Source organism: Pseudoalteromonas sp. MMG010, assembly GCF_018100905.1.
GTDB lineage: Bacteria > Pseudomonadota > Gammaproteobacteria > Enterobacterales > Alteromonadaceae > Pseudoalteromonas.
The window spans coordinates 66,050-83,618 of the sequence record NZ_JAGJEG010000010.1; the positions used below are offsets into that span (position 1 = coordinate 66,050).

The 17,569-nt window shown below is 37.6% G+C and carries 13 protein-coding genes; 7 read left to right on the plus strand and 6 right to left on the minus strand.

Annotation, left to right across the window (positions count from 1 at the left end; translation table 11 throughout):
- The first annotated feature begins 116 nt into the window (after positions 1 to 116).
- Both J8L70_RS11645 and J8L70_RS11650 read left to right on the plus strand, forming a co-directional pair.
- Positions 117 to 1,088 (plus strand): aldo/keto reductase, encoded by a 972-nt coding sequence (locus tag J8L70_RS11645; protein WP_211055796.1) that lies wholly within the window; start codon positions 117 to 119, stop codon positions 1,086 to 1,088.
- A 47-nt stretch (positions 1,089 to 1,135) separates the two neighbouring features.
- Positions 1,136 to 1,312 (plus strand): hypothetical protein, encoded by a 177-nt coding sequence (locus tag J8L70_RS11650; protein ID WP_211055759.1) that lies wholly within the window; start codon positions 1,136 to 1,138, stop codon positions 1,310 to 1,312.
- A gap of 81 nt (positions 1,313 to 1,393) precedes the next feature.
- Here J8L70_RS11650 and J8L70_RS11655 read toward each other — a convergent pair whose 3' ends face one another.
- Positions 1,394 to 2,713, minus strand: a complete 1,320-nt coding sequence (locus J8L70_RS11655) for a peptidoglycan DD-metalloendopeptidase family protein (RefSeq protein ID WP_211055760.1) — start codon at positions 2,711 to 2,713, stop codon at positions 1,394 to 1,396.
- Between the two features lie 312 nt (positions 2,714 to 3,025).
- Here J8L70_RS11655 and tyrS point away from each other — a divergent pair, with 312 nt between their 5' ends.
- From tyrS to J8L70_RS11670, 3 genes are all read left to right on the plus strand, one after another.
- On the plus strand, positions 3,026 to 4,225 hold the full coding sequence (tyrS, locus tag J8L70_RS11660) for a tyrosine--tRNA ligase (RefSeq protein WP_211055761.1): 1,200 nt from the start codon (positions 3,026 to 3,028) through the stop codon (positions 4,223 to 4,225).
- Positions 4,226 to 4,336: 111 nt separating this feature from the next.
- Entirely contained in the window at positions 4,337 to 5,389 is a 1,053-nt protein-coding gene (gene dinB, locus J8L70_RS11665) for a DNA polymerase IV (RefSeq protein ID WP_211055762.1), read from the plus strand.
- A gap of 79 nt (positions 5,390 to 5,468) precedes the next feature.
- Complete coding sequence (locus J8L70_RS11670) at positions 5,469 to 7,004, plus strand: leucyl aminopeptidase family protein (RefSeq protein ID WP_211055763.1); 1,536 nt, start codon at positions 5,469 to 5,471, stop codon at positions 7,002 to 7,004.
- Between the two features lie 47 nt (positions 7,005 to 7,051).
- Here the strand turns inward: J8L70_RS11670 and J8L70_RS11675 are convergent, their stop codons facing one another.
- Complete coding sequence (locus tag J8L70_RS11675) at positions 7,052 to 8,689, minus strand: methyl-accepting chemotaxis protein (protein ID WP_211055764.1); 1,638 nt, start codon at positions 8,687 to 8,689, stop codon at positions 7,052 to 7,054.
- 270 nt (positions 8,690 to 8,959) lie between these two features.
- Positions 8,960 to 11,185, minus strand: coding sequence for a S9 family peptidase (locus J8L70_RS11680; RefSeq protein ID WP_211055765.1), 2,226 nt, complete (start codon positions 11,183 to 11,185; stop codon positions 8,960 to 8,962).
- 110 nt (positions 11,186 to 11,295) lie between these two features.
- On the opposite strand from J8L70_RS11680, the gene J8L70_RS11685 reads away from it, so the two are divergent.
- Positions 11,296 to 11,694, plus strand: a complete 399-nt coding sequence (locus tag J8L70_RS11685; protein WP_211055766.1) for an HIT domain-containing protein — start codon at positions 11,296 to 11,298, stop codon at positions 11,692 to 11,694.
- Positions 11,695 to 11,774: 80 nt separating this feature from the next.
- On the opposite strand, the gene J8L70_RS11690 is transcribed toward J8L70_RS11685, so the two are convergent.
- Positions 11,775 to 13,466 carry a Zn-dependent hydrolase gene (locus tag J8L70_RS11690; RefSeq protein WP_211055767.1) on the minus strand — a complete coding sequence of 564 codons (1,692 nt, stop codon included), beginning with the start codon at positions 13,464 to 13,466 and terminating at the stop codon, positions 11,775 to 11,777.
- A 336-nt stretch (positions 13,467 to 13,802) separates the two neighbouring features.
- Between J8L70_RS11690 and J8L70_RS11695 the strand changes: the two genes are divergently transcribed.
- Positions 13,803 to 14,642, plus strand: a complete 840-nt coding sequence (locus tag J8L70_RS11695) for an HDOD domain-containing protein (protein WP_211055768.1) — start codon at positions 13,803 to 13,805, stop codon at positions 14,640 to 14,642.
- A 62-nt stretch (positions 14,643 to 14,704) separates the two neighbouring features.
- Here the strand turns inward: J8L70_RS11695 and rdgC are convergent, their stop codons facing one another.
- Together rdgC and J8L70_RS11705 are read right to left on the minus strand one after the other, a co-directional pair.
- Positions 14,705 to 15,616, minus strand: coding sequence for a recombination-associated protein RdgC (gene rdgC / locus J8L70_RS11700; RefSeq protein WP_211055769.1), 912 nt, complete (start codon positions 15,614 to 15,616; stop codon positions 14,705 to 14,707).
- 114 nt (positions 15,617 to 15,730) lie between these two features.
- Positions 15,731 to 17,488: a HAMP domain-containing sensor histidine kinase gene (locus tag J8L70_RS11705; RefSeq protein WP_211055770.1), complete on the minus strand. Its 1,758-nt coding sequence runs from the start codon at positions 17,486 to 17,488 to the stop codon at positions 15,731 to 15,733.
- Positions 17,489 to 17,569 lie beyond the last annotated feature (81 nt).

A 17,569-nucleotide genomic window follows, 5' to 3' on the forward strand; every position in this document is an offset into this window, starting at 1 on the left:
AATTCCAACCTATTAGCGCAGTGTTTACTGCGCTTTTTTTTGCCTAAAATTTGTCATTGGTATTAATGATATTTTTGTTTAAAGTGGATAGCCTTAGCTATGAAAGGATAAGCATGATGTTTGCACTGCCATTAGATCATTATTTAAAAAATGTAAGTCGTATTGGATTTGGTTGCATGGGCCTAGGTGGGGGGTGGAATACAAATGCAATTACCAACGAAGATATAAAGCAAGCGCATACTTGTATCGATACAGCATTAGAGTGTGGCATTAATTTTTTTGATCATAGCGATATATATAGCCATAGCAAAGCTGAACAAGTGTTTGGTAAAGTGCTTGAGCACAGACCTGAGCTTAGAGATAAAATATACATTCAATCAAAATGCGGTATTCGATTTGAGGATAGCTATGCACCTAAACGGTATGATTTATCAGCGCAATGGATTAAACATTCGTTAGAGGGGTCTTTAAAGCGCTTAAATACCGATTATTTAGATATATATTTACTGCATCGCCCAGATCCGCTCATGCAAGTTAGCGAAATTGCCGAATTACTTAATGCGCTGCAACACAGTGGCAAGGTACGCCACTTTGGTGTGTCGAATATGCAGCAGTACCAAATTTCGGCATTACAAAATGAACTTGAATTACCGCTGGTAGTGAACCAAATTGAAGCAAGTTTAAAGCAACATCAATGGGTTGATGAAGGGATATATGCAGGAAATAGCACAGGGAAAGATATAAATTTTACCCCCGGTTGTGTTGAGTATTGTCGCCATAATAATATCCAAATACAAAGTTGGGGTAGTTTATGTCAAGGAGTATACAGTGGCGCAAACCTCGCTAATGCAACCACTGCAGATATAAACACCAGTTTATTAGTTAATAAGTTGGCCGCAATTTATGGCACTTCTGCAGAGACCATTGTGATTGCATGGCTATTGCGCCATCCTAGCGCCATTCAACCCATTATAGGCACTACTAATACACAGCGTATAATAGCAGCAAGTGAAGGGGTTAATATAACGCTTACAAGAGAGCACTGGTATGCATTATATGTCAGTGCTAAAGGGCAGGAGTTACCCTAAGTAGCATATAAAGTTAAGCGCTAAGTGTATGATTTTCAGGAGGTACGATGAATATAGTATTGATTTTAATTAGCTTGGTTGTGGCATTGGTGATTATTATTCCACTATTAGAGAAGTATCAAAGTAAAGTGGGATTACAGGGCGCAACTAAATACAGTAAGTATATTTGGCCATTAGTGATGCTCTCTTTAGTTATACAATTGCTTTATATTATATTTAATTAACTTTTATATTTTGAAGTGCATTTAACAGATACAAAAAAGCCTTGGTAAATAACATACCAAGGCTTTTTTATCGTATTGATTTTAGTTCAGTGCGAGTTGCAACTTGCGGCTATGCTCTAGTTGCGCGACGAAGTTATCGGCTATCGGTTTAAATTTAGCAAGCTCTGCGCGTGGCAGCGGCTCTGATTTTGGTAATTTCACTGTTTTTGGATTACGGTGTACGCCATTAACTAAAAATTCGTAGTGTAAGTGCGCGCCAGTCACTCGTCCTGTAGAACCGACAGTACCTATTTTTTTACCTTGTTTTACCTTTTGTCCCGTTTTAACAAGACGTTTATTAAGGTGCAGGTATTTAGTTACGTATTGCGTGCCATGGCTAATAAATACATAGTTACCATTGTATTTACTATAGCCTGATTTAATAACCTTACCATTACCAGCTGCAACGACAGGGGTACCTGTACGAGCTGCGTAGTCTATACCTCGGTGCGCTTTAATTTTCCCCGTAACAGGGTGTAAACGTCTGGGATTAAAGCTAGAGCTAATATATTTAAAGTTAACCGGAGCACGTAGGAAGGCTTTTTTCATACTGCGCCCTTCAGGCGTATAAAAGTTACCATCGGTATGGCGGATTGCAGCATAGCGTTGGCCTTGGTTTATAAATTCAGCGGCAATAATTTTGCCCGTGCCAATAAACTCGCCGTCAACATAATGAGACTCGTAAATTAAACCAAATGAATCACCTTTTCGAATATCATTGGCAAAATCGACATCCCAACCAAAAATATCAGCAAAGTTCATTATTTGACGTTCACTTAAACCAGCCGAAATTGCTGAAGTCCAAAAACTATTGGCTATTTCGCCTACCGCTGTTTTAGTCAAGGTTTCTATTTCTTTGCTTTCAATTTTAGTATCGTATTTGCCTTCATCATTTAAAGTAACAAATAATGTATCGGTTTTAGAAATAACGTATTTTAGCTGCGCTAATGAGCCATCTTGGGCTGTGGCAAAACTTAATGTTTCACCTGGGTGGATTTTTTTTAGCTTACGGGTTTCGGCATTGGTATTTATTAAATTATAAAGAGTTTTGGCAGAAAAACCGGCGCGCTGAAAAATGATTGCAAGGTTATCGCCATTTTTTACTTTGTGATCGATAAAGTTGTATTCGGGTGTGCTTGTAACTGGCTCAGCTGGTAATGCATTAAGTTCAGTCAGTTTTTCGTTATCTTCGACTTTAACTTGTAGCTCGTAACGCTTGCCAATTTCTAATGCATCAGCACTATTGTCTTTAGAGGCAGTGGCTTTTTCAGAAGGTAAAAACATTAAGCCGATAAGAAAGATCGCAAAACAAAGAATAAATAATTTGTGCTTTTTGGGGAGCGTGCGAACCACGTGAACCATAACGCGCCTTTTTGCTGTCAAGAAAAATAAATAGATAATATTGCAGGATATACTTAATAATCTGCGAATACCAGTATTTTGTAGATTTAAACTAGCGCTAAATTGCGTTAGAATCCCCTTTTACATAGCCTTTTTGACTGCTTTTTGAGTTTAAAACTCTCACATTTTACAAAGTTTTTTAAATCACTGAAAAATGCGTTTTAATTAGGTAAAAATTTGTTATGTTTAGCGTATATATCAATTTCGACAAGTGTCGAATTTAAGCAAGTAACTAATCGTCCGTTTGGTGGCCGAATTTTGGAGTAAAACACAGTGGATTTACAAACCGCTCTAGCAGAGATAAAACGCGGTGCAGAAGAAATTTTAATTGAAGACGAATTAGTCGAAAAATTAAAATCAGGTAAAAAGTTAAAAATAAAAGCCGGGTTTGATCCCACCGCACCTGATTTACATTTAGGCCACACAGTACTAATTAATAAAATGAAAACCTTTCAGGATTTAGGTCATGAGGTTATTTTCTTAATTGGCGACTTTACCGGAATGATTGGTGATCCAACAGGTAAAAATGTGACGCGTAAGCCACTTACTCGTGAAGATGTATTAGCGAATGCAGAAACGTACAAAGAGCAGGTATTTAAAATACTCGATCCGGCGAAAACCACTGTTGCATTTAACTCTACTTGGATGGAAAACTTAGGGGCTGCGGGTATGATCAAGCTAGCCGCAAACCAAACAGTTGCGCGTATGCTTGAACGAGATGACTTTAAAAAGCGCTATGCAGGTGGCCAACCAATTGCTATTCATGAGTTTTTATATCCATTAGTACAAGGGTGGGACTCTGTTGCACTTGAGTCTGATGTTGAGCTTGGTGGTACTGACCAGCGCTTTAATTTATTAATGGGTAGGGAGCTGCAAAAAGTAGAAGGGCAAAAGCCACAAACAGTCCTGATGATGCCACTACTTGAAGGTACCGATGGCGTACAAAAAATGTCTAAATCATTAGGCAATTATATTGGTATTACAGATGCGCCAAATGACATGTTTGGTAAAGTAATGTCGATTAGTGATGTACTAATGTGGCGTTATTACGATTTATTAAGTAGTTTATCTATCGAGCAAATTGCAGCACAAAAACAGCGTGTTGAGCAAGGTACAAACCCACGAGATATCAAAATTGAGTTAGCAAAAGAGTTAATTGCTCGTTTTCATAGTGAGGCTGATGCACAGGCCGCTCATGATGATTTCATTAAACGTTTTCAAAAGAAAGCGCTACCAGATGAAATCCCAGAGTTAACATTAACAATTGATGGCGATACCATTTTAATTGCTAACTTATTAAAAGAAGCTAATTTAGTTGCCAGTACGTCAGAAGCAATGCGTATGATTAAACAAGGCGCAGTAAAACTAAATGGCGAAGACAAAATTACTGATACCAAACTAGAAATAGCAAAAGACAGTACGGCTATTTACCAAGTGGGTAAACGAAAATTTGCTAAAATTACAGTCGCTTAACCGCTTCTTTATTTTATTAAATAAAGCTTCTGATTTATCAGGAGCTTTTTTTTGCATAAAAAAAGGTTTTTACTATACAATGGCTGTATAAATAAACAGTTGTTGTTGTGTGTGAAAAAGTTTATTCATATTGATATGGACTGCTTTTATGCAGCCGTCGAAATGCGTGATAATCCTGCATTAGCCAATGTTCCATTAGCAATAGGTGGGCGAAGCCGTCGTGGTGTCTTAAGTACTGCCAATTATATTGCACGTGAATACGGTGTGCGTTCGGCTATGTCTAATTATCGAGCAAAACAACTGTGCCCTCATTTAGTTATCGTCCCCGGTAGAATGGCTGTATATAAAGAGGTATCGCAACAAATACGTGCCATATTTTCTCAATATACCGATTTGATAGAGCCTTTATCTTTAGATGAAGCTTATTTAGATGTGACCCAAAGTACACATTGCCACGGGAGTGCGACTTTAATTGCTCAGCAAATTCGTGATCAAATATTTGCACAAACTGGACTTACAGCTTCTGCAGGCATTGCTCCTGTAAAGTTTATTGCCAAAATAGCGAGCGATGAAAATAAACCTAACGGGCAATGCGTTATATTACCTGAGCAAGTAGATGATTTTTTAATCCAGCTTCCACTTGGCAAAATCCCAGGCGTGGGAAAAGTAACGCTAGAGAAGCTTAATTTAAAAGGGCTTTATACCGGTGGCGATGTTCGTCAGCAAGGTATTAATTGGATGCAGCAGCATGTAGGTAACTTTGGTGTTTCTTTGTATCAAAAGTGTGCAGGTGAATATATTGGTCAAGTATCGAATAAACGAGTGCGTAAATCATTAAGCGTTGAACATACCTATGAATATAACAAAACCAGTTTGCAAGCCTGCTTAGATCAACTCCCATCTTTAATGGAAGAACTAAACATACGGCTCACGAAACAAAACTTAATAAATAGAGTAAATAAGCTCAGCGTAAAGGTTAAATTTGCTAATTTTGTTGTTACCAGTGCCGACCAAGCATATCAACAACTTGATAGCGCAATATTTATTGAGTTATTAACGCGAGCCTATGAGCGCGGAACACATCAACCGGTTAGATTGCTAGGTATTGGTGTTGGAATTAAAAATGATGACTTGTTAACAAAACAGTTGAGTATTTTAGATTAATTTAGGTCATTTTCAGGCACTGGTTTTCAATACTAAAATGCGGGATAATAACTGATTTTATTATAATAGGAGTTTGCCCATGGCATACCCAAATGCTGTTTTAGCAAGCAATGAGCATGTTTCTACACAATGCAGTGAGCATGATGCACTAATTATCATCGCAGATGATTTTTCAACACTTTCAAATAGTCCTTTGCAACAGGCCATTGCTGAGCAAGCAGCTGTAGATTCACGCATATTTAAGCAAGTAACCTTGTTAGTTATTGATAATAAAAGAGTGATAATAGCCCCTACAGGGCCACTTACTAGAGATTACGATGATGTTCGTCGTTACTTTGATGTCGCTAAGCTAGCTATAACTGAAGCAAAAGCATCTGGCAGTGTTAATCCTGTTATATATATCGCCAACAAAACGAATGACAGTCGTTATCAATATGCTTTAGAAGTAGCATATTTAGGTGCATGCCAAGCATTGTGGCAACCTCTAGAAGCGCGAGAATTTCATGGTGATGCTATTGAACCCATTACGCAAATTGGTCTAGTTGATGCTAACCCCGATACCCTTAACGCTGTAAATGCGATTGCCGCAGGGCAATATGCTGCACGTGATTTATGTGGTACAGAGCCTGAGCGTATGGCACCACCTCGTTTTGCTCAATATTGTATCGACTTATTTAAAGACTCAAGTGTTGCTGTTGATGTTATAGATGATATTAATGCGATTGATAAAGATTATCCTATGCTTAGCACGGTTGCTCGAGCTTCTTATGCTGTTGAGCGTCATCATCCTCGAGTGGTAAAACTTGAGTATGTACCACAGGGGGAGATCACCCGCACTTTAATGTTTGTCGGTAAAGGTTTGGTATATGATACCGGCGGCGCTGATTTAAAAGTTGGCGGTTATATGGCGGGAATGAGTCGTGACAAAGGCGGCGCAGCGTCGGTTGCTGGCTTTATGAAGTCGGTTGCTGATTTTAAACCGACGGGCGTTAAAGTGGTGGCTTATTTAGCTGTAGTACGTAACTCAATTGGCTCTGATTGTTTTGTTCCTGACGAAATTATTACAAGCAGAGAGGGTGTACGCGTACGTATAGGTAATACCGATGCTGAAGGGCGATTAGCTATGGGCGATTTATTAAGCGAAATAAAAGATTTAGCAAAATCACAAGTTAATCCCACCTTGTTTACTGTTGCGACCCTTACAGGCCATGCTGCACGCGCTGTCGGTCCGTATGGTGCTTATGTCGAAAATGGCCCTGCTCGCAGTGCTCAGGTTTCTCGTTCTATCGCTGATTGCGGTGATTTGTGGGCTGATGGTGCAGAAGTGTCACGCTCTCGTCGCGAAGATTATGACTTTGTTAAGCCTCGCACTTTAGCCGATGATGTACTTTCAAGTAATAATGCAGCTTCTGCGGTTACTGCTCGTGGTCATCAATTTCCAATGGCATTTTTAGCTAAAGTAGGCGGCCTAGATAAGCATGGAAATGACTCAACACAGCCACTACCTTATGTGCATATGGATATTGCTGGCAGTGGAGTTGAAAATGGCGATTGGCAACACGGTAAGCCAACAGCGGCTTCAATTGCAAGTTTGTTTGCTCGTTACTGCTTATAAACCTAACTTATGTGTTTAAACATTAAAAAGCCCAAATAGGGCTTTTTTTATTTTAGTTTAAAACGCTCAACAATTTCGCTAAGTTGATGACTACTTTGTTTTAAGTTGTTACTCGCATCACTAAGCTGTGATGTATTATTGAGAGATTGTTCGGTTGATTGTGATAACTCATTTATTCTTAAGTTAACCTCGTCTGCGGCTTGTGTTTGCTGTTCAGTTGCTCTGGCAATTTGTCCGTTCATATCTGTAATAACTGTTGCTAATCGCTCTATTTCGTTAAGTGAATCATTGGCTTCAGAAGCTTGTTGTACAGTGGCACTAGATAGTTCTTGGCTAGAGGTTACAGCGTTCACCGCTGCTTTAGCACCACTTTGCAGCTTCTCAATCATGACCTGAATTTCGTCAGTACTTTTGCCGGTACGACTTGCTAGGGTTCTTACTTCATCAGCGACAACGGCAAAGCCTCTACCGTGTTCACCAGCTCTAGCAGCTTCAATGGCTGCATTTAGCGCAAGTAAGTTAGTTTGATCGGCTATTTCACGTATCACATCGAGTACTGAACCGATGTTATTACTTTCTTGAGCGAGGTCTGATGTAACTTGACTCACGGTTTCAATATCTTGCGAGAGTGTTTTAATTGCCGAAATTGTATGCGAGACAATGTCTTTACCTGTAGATGCATTTGCAGCTGTTTCGCTTGCCGCAGTTTCAGCAGCTTCGGCATTACGACTCACATCATGAATTTGATGCGTCATTTGCTCCATTGCTGCGGCAACTTGTGTTGAGCTATCGTTTTGTAATTCAATAAATGCATGGCTTGTTTTACTTGAGTCATCGACAGTATGGGCATGGGCATTGACGTCATTTGCACTTTGTGAAACATGCGTTAATGATTCTCTTATTTTAGTAACAAATAAGTTGAATGATCGAGCTAGCTCCGATATTTCATCATTGCCGTTTTCATCAAGTCTTCGGGTTAAGTCGCCTTCTCCTTGCGATATGTCTTGCATCATATCTGCGGTTAAACGTGTTGGGGCTAAAATGCTTTTTCCAATCATAAAACTAAAGGCAATGACTGCTATTATCATGATAAGAGCATTTATAATGATTAAATTTCGTTGTTCAGCAAAAGCTGCATCTATAGAATCTAAATATACACCTGAGCCAATAATCCATTGCCATTGTGAAAAACCTTTTACATAAGCGACTTTGCCTATGGGGTTTTTAAAGCCTGGTTTTGGCCATTTATAAGGTACATAACCTTCACCTGATTTTTCTACTACGCTTACCATTTCGACAAAAAGTGCTTTTCCATCAGGGTCTGTATTGTTAGATAAATCTTTACCTACAAGCTCAGGCTTAATTGGGTGCATCACCATTGATGGGCTGTAATCATTCACCCAAAAGTAATTATTATTATCATAACGCAGTGCTTTGATTGCCGCTAAAGCTTGGCTTTTTGCTTGCTGCTCGGTTAACTCTTTATTTATCTGCAAGCTATATTTGTGAGTAATGATTGTGTAGGCGGTTTCGACCAAGTTTTTCGTTTTAATATATTGCTCATTTTTAAGTGCGTTAAATTGGTTGTTTAAACTCGAAGCGCTTAAAGCAATAAGTCCAATAATTACAATACATACCAACATAATAAAGCGTTGAGCAATAGAAAAACGGCGTAAATAGGACATTATATTTCCTCAGAAGTCACACTAAAAAGAACCTATGTAGTGCGTCGGTTAAATAGCAGTTGTATTTTTATGGGTAATAAACACACGCTCTAGCCGAACTCGTATTTAGCAGCCAATAACACTTATGGCTATAATTCAATTGTATAAGTTTAGTAAATGTAACTATAAAATCTAGCAGGGATTTAATTTTATTCGTCTTATTCTTTTATTTGTACCAAAAAAAAGGCTGATATATCAATCAGCCTTTGGTCTACTTTGTATTTTCTATTTCTAACCCTCGTTAAAGTGGCGGTTAAAAAAGTTAGTAATGGTTTTATGTAAATGAGTTTGTACTCGCTTACCTCGTAAACTATGTTTTGAACCCGGGTAGGTCATCATTTCAAACTGCTGTTCGTTATCTTGTAATTGTTTAAATAGCTTGGTTGCATGAGTAAACAATACATTGTCATCGGCCATACCATGGTAAATCATAAGCGGACCTTTTAAGCCTTTTGCATAAGGGAAAACAGCGCTGTCTTGGTAGCCTTTTGCATTGGTTTTAGGATGTGATAAGTAACGTTCGGTATAATGAGTGTCGTACAGCGCCCAATCTGTTACTGGCGCACCAGACACTCCCGCTTGAAAGTAATCACCTGCTTTAAACATGGTCATTAATGCCATGTACCCACCATAGCTATGTCCGTAAATGCCAATACGTTGTGGATCAACATAATCTAAGGTGCGTAAAAACTCTACGCCTTTAATTTGATCTGCTACTTCTACAACACCTAGGTGTTTATAAATAGCATCTTCAAATTTTTTGCCTCGGTTATAAGAGCCTCTATTATCTAGCTGAAAAATAACATAGCCCTGTTGCGCCATATATTGGAAGTATAAGTTTTTACTGCGCCATGAATTAGTAACTCGTTGTGCATGCGGTCCGCCATATACATTTACTAACACGGGGTGTTTTTTACCATCGTTAACATTTGTTGGTTTAAACAGTCGGTAATGCATTATTTGTCCATCATCGGCTTTTATGGTGCCGTATTCAGGTTCGGCTAAATCAGCAAGAAAAGGCGATAAAGGGTGCTTACTATCTAACTTGTTTTCTTCTAACCAAGTTATAAACTCGCCATTCACCTTACGCAGAGCTGCTGAATTAGGTTTATTTACCGAAGAGCTTGTATCAATAAAGGTTTTATTATCTTTTGCCAATACAATATTGTGATATTGACCTTGCTCGGTAATGCGTTTTATATCGCCTTTTTTAAATAATGTGGTGGTATAAAGGTGGCTTTCTAATGGGGTGTCTTTACGTCCCGAAAAGTAAATAAGGCCTTTATTTTCATCAACACCTTTTAAACTATCAACGACCCAATCTCCCGCCGTAATTTGGCGAACTAACTCACCGTTATTACGATATAAATATAAATGCTTAAAACCATCTCGTTCTGATGCCCATACAAAATGTTTATTGTCGGTTAAAAATTTAAGATCGAAGTGCAAGTTTATCCACGTTTTACTTGTTTCGGTTAAAGCCACTTTTTGTGATTTTTTAGCACTATCATAAAAGCGTAATTCAAGCTTTTGTTGAGAACGATTTTGCCATTGATAAGAAAGCGTTTTACTGTCGTTTAACCATTTAGCACGCGCAATATAGATATCTTCGTTAGCGCCTAAGTCTACCCAATCTATGTGTTGATTATTTAACGTTACGACACCCAGCTTTATTTTTACATTATCAGTACCTGTAAAAGGATAGCGTTGGTTAAATAACTTTACTTCATCAGCATATATTTCATTACGGATAGCTTCTTTAACAGGACTTTCATCTACACGGGTAAATGCGATTTTTGATTCATCATTAGCCCACCAGTAACCGGTCATACGGCTCATTTCTTCTTGAGCTACAAATTCAGCCATGCCGTTTTTAATTACACCACCGCCGTCTTTGCTAAGCTGAATTTCTTCGCCGCTAGCTAAATTTAAAGCGTATAAGTTTTGCTCTCTGATAAAAGAAACAAAGTTGCCCTTAGGAGAAAATCGAGCATCAGTTTCAAAAGCTTCAGTATTGGTTAGTTTTTTACTTTTACCACTACTGAGTGCGTAATAGTAAAGATCACCATTAAGTGGGAATAGAAGTGCTTGGCCATCTTTAGACCATTTATATTCTAAAATCCCTTTACCAAAAATGCGTTGACGTTCGCGGCGTGCTTTTTCTTCATCGGACAGGTTTTCGGGGCCTGAAAATAACTTAGCTGAGTCAACCAAAATACGGTTGCTCTTGTCTTTTAAGTTATATTCCCATAAGTCGTAACGGTTATAATCATCGGCTTTGCCTTGTAAATAGGTAACACGGCTGCCATCAGGAGAAAACTTAAGTTGTACAGGTGATTTTCCTGCAAGGCTGGGATCATCAAAAATTCGTTCAAGTGTTAATGGGGTTGCGACTGCATTTGCGGTTGCAAATATTAGAGGCAATGAAAGAGTGAGGTGTTTTATTGTTTTTAGCACAAAATAGCCTTTGCTCGAATAAAAAATTAGCTAGATGTTAAAGCACAAGCATGTGCAACTGCAACTAAATGCTATAGAGTCATTATTAACGAAGATAAATGGGAATATTTATGAGTACACCTGACTTTATTTTAGCTGCGCCTTTAGCACGTGATTGTATTGAACTTGCCGATTGGCCTTTATGTAAAGTATTGCTGTTAAATGACAGTCAATATCCTTGGTTTGTGTTAGTCCCAAGGCAAGCTAATTTAACCGAGATTATAGATTTATCAGCAGAGGATCAGATTGTTTATTTACAAGAATCAGCCAAACTTAGTCGTTTAATCATGCAGGTTTTTGAGCCCGATAAACTTAATATTGCTGCTTTAGGAAATGTAGTCCCGCAGTTACATATCCACCATATAGCACGTTATAAAACAGATATTGCGTGGCCAGAACCTATATGGGGTAAATTCCCAGCAATTCCTTATAGTGATGAACAAGTAGCAAAGTTAAAGGCCCATTTTTAGCAATTACTATATTATTGCTTGTTAATTTAAAAAGCCTTCCATTTAGGAAGGCTTTGTTATGAAATACTTTTACTGTTTACTTATTGTAAGCCAAGTTCCGATACTCCTTGTTTAAACGTCACATCAACAGGGATATTTGCTTTGCTTAACTTTTCTAAATCTTGAGCTAGTTCAGGCTTGATGTCACCTAAATTTTGAATTAGTTGATCTACTTTTTCATAATCGCCATCGCCTTGGAGAGTTAAGATCAGTTCGGAAAGTTTTGCCATCGCTTTACTCATTTTTTCCATATTGATGCTATACAAGCCTTGCTCATTCTTAGAAAAAGCCCCTTCTTGTGCAAAAAAGTTAAAGCGAATCATATTTGCTTTACCATGTGCAGAGCTTGCTCCAAAGCGTACCGAACGGAAAATACCAGCCATAAATGTGGTGTAGTAATCTTCTAGTGTTCCTTGAGTTATTTCGCCTTTTTTCAACAACTGCTCAACCATATAAAGGCCAAGAATATCGGCTTTACCTTCTTCTAAAGCACTGGCGTGCTCTTGTAGAGATTGGCGCACAGTCCCTTTGCCTGTTAGTGTGTTTTTAATGCCCAAGCCATGCGCAACTTCATGAAACATCGTGTTAGCAAAAAAGGCATTAAAGGTAATGTGTTTTCGTTGTTCTGGTACGATTAATTGCTCTGCAATAGGGACCAAAATCTTGTCAAACTTGGCTCGCATTGCGTTTTTAAGTTGTAATCTACGAGTACCTTTTTCTAGTTGAACTTGCTCATCATTAGGAAGATTGATTGCAATTGTTTTACTACCCGCATTAGAGTGGCCCGCATAGTAAACAACATCATAGGCGTTTAAGTCAGCATCAGAACCAGGTACTTCTTGTTTGTATTTATCTGCAACAGGTAAATCTTTTTGTAATTGAGGTAAAAAGGCAGCAAATTTGGCTAAGCGTTCACTCCATGCTAAATCTTTAATTAATACATACGATTCATACGCTGCACGATAGCCAAATAACTGATCTTCATAGGTTTCAATTGGACCAATAACAATATCGATTGGATTGTTTTTCATATCCATCCACGCAAAATCAGATGCTTGAAAGTCATCTTTTTGTAAAGCATCTGCGCGCATGCTTAAGTAATTAGCAAATTCTGTATCATCGGCAAGCTTACTTGCCTCACGTAATAAATTTGCTGCAGTTGATAGCTCTTCAGCGTATTCAACCGAATAAGGAACACTATATAAATTTCCTTGCTCATCACGTTTTATAACCGAGTAGAGGCCTGTTTTATCTGCAACATCAGCACTATTTAATTCTTCTTTGGTGATGTCTGCAGGATAAAATTGTGCACCCAGCGCTTTTTCTGGGTAGCCGCTTAAAAATACGGTGTCGCCTTTTAAACGATCCCAAGGGCCGTAGTTTATATCAGCAAATTTTTTAACTTTTTCATCACTTATTTTTGCTAAAAACGCCGCTTTATTTTTACCAAAAGCTTGCTGCCAAAATAAGTCATCCATAATTTTTGAAGCATCAATTAGCTTTACTAACATTGCCTTTTGGTTATCACTTAAGTGTGATAAATCAGAAGTAAGAGTAAAATCGGTATAAATGTTTAATCGTTGTGGTTGGGCATTTATAAGTTGTGATGTCGTCGCTTTATTTTCTGATAGCTTTTTCGCTTCTACGTTTGAATCGGGGGCTTTTTCTGAGCATGCACTTAGCAGCACCATACCTGAAAGCATAATTGCATGGCTTATTTTATTTAAGATCATTTTATTGCCTGTAAAGAATTAATTGAGAAATGTATACACGTTCGTATAAAACGAATTTAAAGGCTGTATAACGTTATTACATTAAACCAAATCTCGTCACAAAATAGCAAGTGAAAGACGACGGAACTACGCGAACTAAGGCTATATTAACTCGGTTTACCGTGTTTAGATAAGGCTGAGTAAACATGTATAAATTGTTCTTAAATTACTAATAATAAATTATTTCTGTAAATTTCTTAACTTTAGCGTTAAGTTAGATAATACTAAGTAATAATAAATATTACTGCGGTGCTTGGTGTTGTAAAATGCTGATTAAAACAAAAGGATAAGAAATCTATGTCAACAGAAAATGCATTATTGACAATTTTGGTCGATAGAATAAATAACGACACATTGGTGCTTCCTACTCTTCCTGAGGTGGCCATCAAAGTTCGCCAAGCAGCCGACGACCCAAATGTTAATTTAATGCAGATGGCTGAAGTTATTTCTCTTGACCCAGCTTTATCTGCAAGAATGATTAAAGTGGCAAACAGTGCTTTTATGGGGCGCTCTGTAAAAGTATCTAATTTACACCAAGCGGTTACTCGCATTGGTTTACGTCAAATAAAAAATATTGCAACCGCTATGGCGATGGAGCAATTATTTGTTTCAAACAACGATATTATTAAAGGTTACATGGGAAAAGCATGGCAAAAAACCTTAACGGTTGCATGCCATGCGATTAGTTTAATGGAATTTTATTTAAAAAATAACACCCATACATCCCTTAACCGCGATGCAATTACACTCGCTTCATTAGTTTATAATATTGGTGTTTTACCTATTCTAACAGAAGCTGAAAGGCACCCAGAAGTGTTTGCTAATCCTAGCTTTTTAGCACATGCAATACAAAAGCTAAGTGGTAAAATAGGGGGTTCTATTATGGGGGCTTGGGATTTTCCAGAAGAATTTATTAATGTAGCGCAAAACTGGTCTGATCCTAAATTTAATACAGAGCAAGTTAGTTATATCGATTTTATTCGAATGGGAGCAATATTAGAGGGTATTTTACAAGTATCTGATAAATCAGCTGCGCTTCAAGTGTATATTGATAAGGGCATTATTCCTTCAATGAAGCTGTTTTCAAGCGATGAATACAATGACATGCTTGACGATGTTAAAGATATGTTTAGCTAGGTCACGCCTTTGTTTTAAAAAAAGCACGTAGTAAACGTGCTTTTTTATTGCTGTTAAAATAATTAAGCTAAATCGTCTGCATCACCTAAACCCGCGGTTAACTCTTCTAGTAGCTGTTTTATTTCTTCTGAAGCAAGGATAAAATCTGCGTCAAGTTTTACGGCCATATCTTCTTTTGGAATATCGGCATTTTCTTCTTTTAACGTTTCACTGTAACTTAAGCGTTTTATTGAGCCATCGTTTTGCAGCATAAATTTAACACGCTCTTGCCAGTCAAGTGCAAGTTTAGTTACGCGTTTACCACTTTCTAAATGAGATTTAACTTCTTCACAGGCTAGATCATGCCCTTTAAGCTTAACTTGAGCGCCACTGTCATCAGCTTCTTCAAGTTCTGCATCTGACCCAATAGCAAACCCTTCTGGAGTGCTAAAATTAGTGAGCCAATCAGTTAAAAATACATCTAGGTCGTAATTAGCAAAGGCTGGAACGACGGGTAAAGTACCTAGTGATTTGCGAAGTAATGCCAGTAAGTCTTCTGCTTTATTAAAACTACCGCTATTAACCACAACCCAGCCATTTTTTTGATCGATAAATGCAAATTGTAAGCTCGATTTTTTAAATGCCTGAGGTAAAAGCGAGTGTAAAATATTCTCTTTTAACTCATCTTTTTCTTTCTTTTTAACTGGGCGGTTTTCTTCGGCTTCAATTAAATCAACTTTTTCGGCAACTAATTCATTAATCACAGAAGCAGGGAGTACTTTTTCTTCGCGCTTAGCGCACACTAAAATGCTATCTTGAGAAAAGTGTGAGAGGGTTTGTCCATGTTTACCAAATGCTTTAGTCCAGCCGAACGTTGATAATTCTTGGCCTGTACATGAACGAAATAAATCTTGCTCTAGTGCTTTATCAAAGTCTTCTTGAGTATAAGAAACGTCTTGTTTAAAGCGATAACAAATAAGGTTACTAAACCACATGCAGAATTATCCATATAAAAAATTTGTCCAATCATAGCAATAAAATAAGCTCACTGGAACGTAAGTTAGATGCTTTTAATGCATGTGGTGATATTTAAATACCCACTTTTATTATTAAAAAATGGGAAGTGGTTTTTGCATGTTTTTTGGAAATTTAATATGGTAATGAAGTCCTTCATTTTCTTTACTACTGGCCTCGATTGAACCACTTAGTGTTTGTTTTACTAAATTAAATGTTATGTGCGTACCTAGGCCACTCCCGCCTTGATCACGTTTAGTGGTAAAAAATGGGTCAAATAATTTAGCTAATTGCTCTGCTGTTACACCATGGCCATTATCTTTATAATCAATGATTAAGTCTTCGTCGCTTTGTTTAACGTCGATAGTAATCACTCCATGTTGTATAGACTCAAAGCCATGAATTAATGAATTCATAATTAAATTAGTAAATATTTGACTAATAGCGCCTGCTGGTAAGTTTAAAATAAGATCATCTTCACATTGTAGAGTGATTTCATGTGATGTTTTTTTAATTTTTGGATGCAAAGAATGAATAATTTCATTGACGTAATCTTTAAAATTAATTGTGCGAATGGCTTCACTGGCTTGATCAACTGCAATTTGCTTAAAGCTAGCAATTAACTCTGAGGCTCTATCTAGATTGTTGGTAAGTAGTGTGGTGCTTTGTTTCGCATCATTTATAAAATCTTCAAGTGCTTTTGGGGAAAGTGTTTTTGTCTTATAAGCTGTATCAATTTGTGTTAAGCGCTCTTCTAAGAAGGAGGTGGCAGTAACACCAATCCCAATAGGGGTATTAATGTCATGAGTGATCCCTGCAACAAGGCCGCCTAAAGCTGCCATTTTCTCTGAACCAACTAAGCGCTCATGGGCAAGATTAAGTTCATCAAGGTAGCCTTGTAATTCGGTTTGCTTAGTGAGAAGCTCTTGTTCTGTTTGACGGCGTAAATCGACTTCTTCTGTAAGTGCAAGTTTTTGCTTTTCTAATTCATACTTTTGTTGCTGCAAGTCCATCATAGCTTGACTTAAATTAGAGGTTTTTCGTGCAACATCTTGCTCAAGCTGTAAATTATGTTGATCTAGTTTTTCATTACTTATAATGAGAGCTTTTTGCGCCAGCTCTAGCTCTTCCCTTGATTGAATAACTTTATTTATTAAGTTATTAAATGCTTGTTCCATTACTTTTAATTCGTTGTGCTCTTCGGTTTCTATTGCTATTTGGCAGCCTTCTAGCTTTTCTAGCTCTAAGTCCTCTATTTGTTCAGTTAATTGTGCCAAAGGGTCTGTTAGTAGCTTTCTAAATGCTAATAAAAATAACATGATCAAAAATGCAGTTTTTATCATGGCATTACCAATTAAAAAGTAAATTGATACCATAATACGGCTTAGAACAACTTCGCGACTTGAGAATAACGTGACATCACCGACTTGTGTTGCTCGTCCAGAAAACTCAAATATTAAAGGGAAAGTATACCCAAATAAGCCGGTTTGGGTGTCCTCTACTAATACTTCCTCTAGTACCAGTTGTTGGCTGTACAGCTCTTCAATATCTAAGGTTTTACCAAATTGCGAGAGTATTTCTCCACTGTCATCACGTACAATTATTCCTTCTATCATTGGGATCGCTAATAATCCTTCTGCTGTAGTAATGGTCTGTTTGGTATTTAACTCCCAAATAGCACGAGTTAAACTACGGCTAAAGGTTTTTTGTAGGGTGGTTAGTTCACTGCGAATATTATCTTTTGTATTTACGTACTCTGCTATTACTTGCCCGCATGTCACTACAAATGTTAGCAAAAAATAAGCTGACAAAACGCGAGTGAGCAACTTCTTAGAAAGGCTTTTTTGTAACATAATAAATTCAGATCCCTTAGCTGCGAAGTAAAGTAATTTATAAAATTGGCTTCTTTACTTAATTTTGTCCTATAAAGTTAG

Coding starts and splice junctions, on each gene's coding strand:
- J8L70_RS11645 (WP_211055796.1), top strand. CDS start 117: ATGTTTGCACTGCCATTAGATCATTATTTAAAAAATGTAAGTCGTATT.
- J8L70_RS11650 (WP_211055759.1), top strand. CDS start 1,136: ATGAATATAGTATTGATTTTAATTAGCTTGGTTGTGGCATTGGTGATT.
- J8L70_RS11655 (WP_211055760.1), bottom strand. CDS start 2,713: ATGGTTCACGTGGTTCGCACGCTCCCCAAAAAGCACAAATTATTTATT.
- J8L70_RS11670 (WP_211055763.1), top strand. CDS start 5,469: ATGGCATACCCAAATGCTGTTTTAGCAAGCAATGAGCATGTTTCTACA.
- J8L70_RS11675 (WP_211055764.1), bottom strand. CDS start 8,689: ATGTCCTATTTACGCCGTTTTTCTATTGCTCAACGCTTTATTATGTTG.
- J8L70_RS11685 (WP_211055766.1), top strand. CDS start 11,296: ATGAGTACACCTGACTTTATTTTAGCTGCGCCTTTAGCACGTGATTGT.
- J8L70_RS11690 (WP_211055767.1), bottom strand. CDS start 13,466: ATGATCTTAAATAAAATAAGCCATGCAATTATGCTTTCAGGTATGGTG.
- J8L70_RS11695 (WP_211055768.1), top strand. CDS start 13,803: ATGTCAACAGAAAATGCATTATTGACAATTTTGGTCGATAGAATAAAT.
- rdgC (WP_211055769.1), bottom strand. CDS start 15,616: ATGTGGTTTAGTAACCTTATTTGTTATCGCTTTAAACAAGACGTTTCT.
- J8L70_RS11705 (WP_211055770.1), bottom strand. CDS start 17,488: ATGTTACAAAAAAGCCTTTCTAAGAAGTTGCTCACTCGCGTTTTGTCA.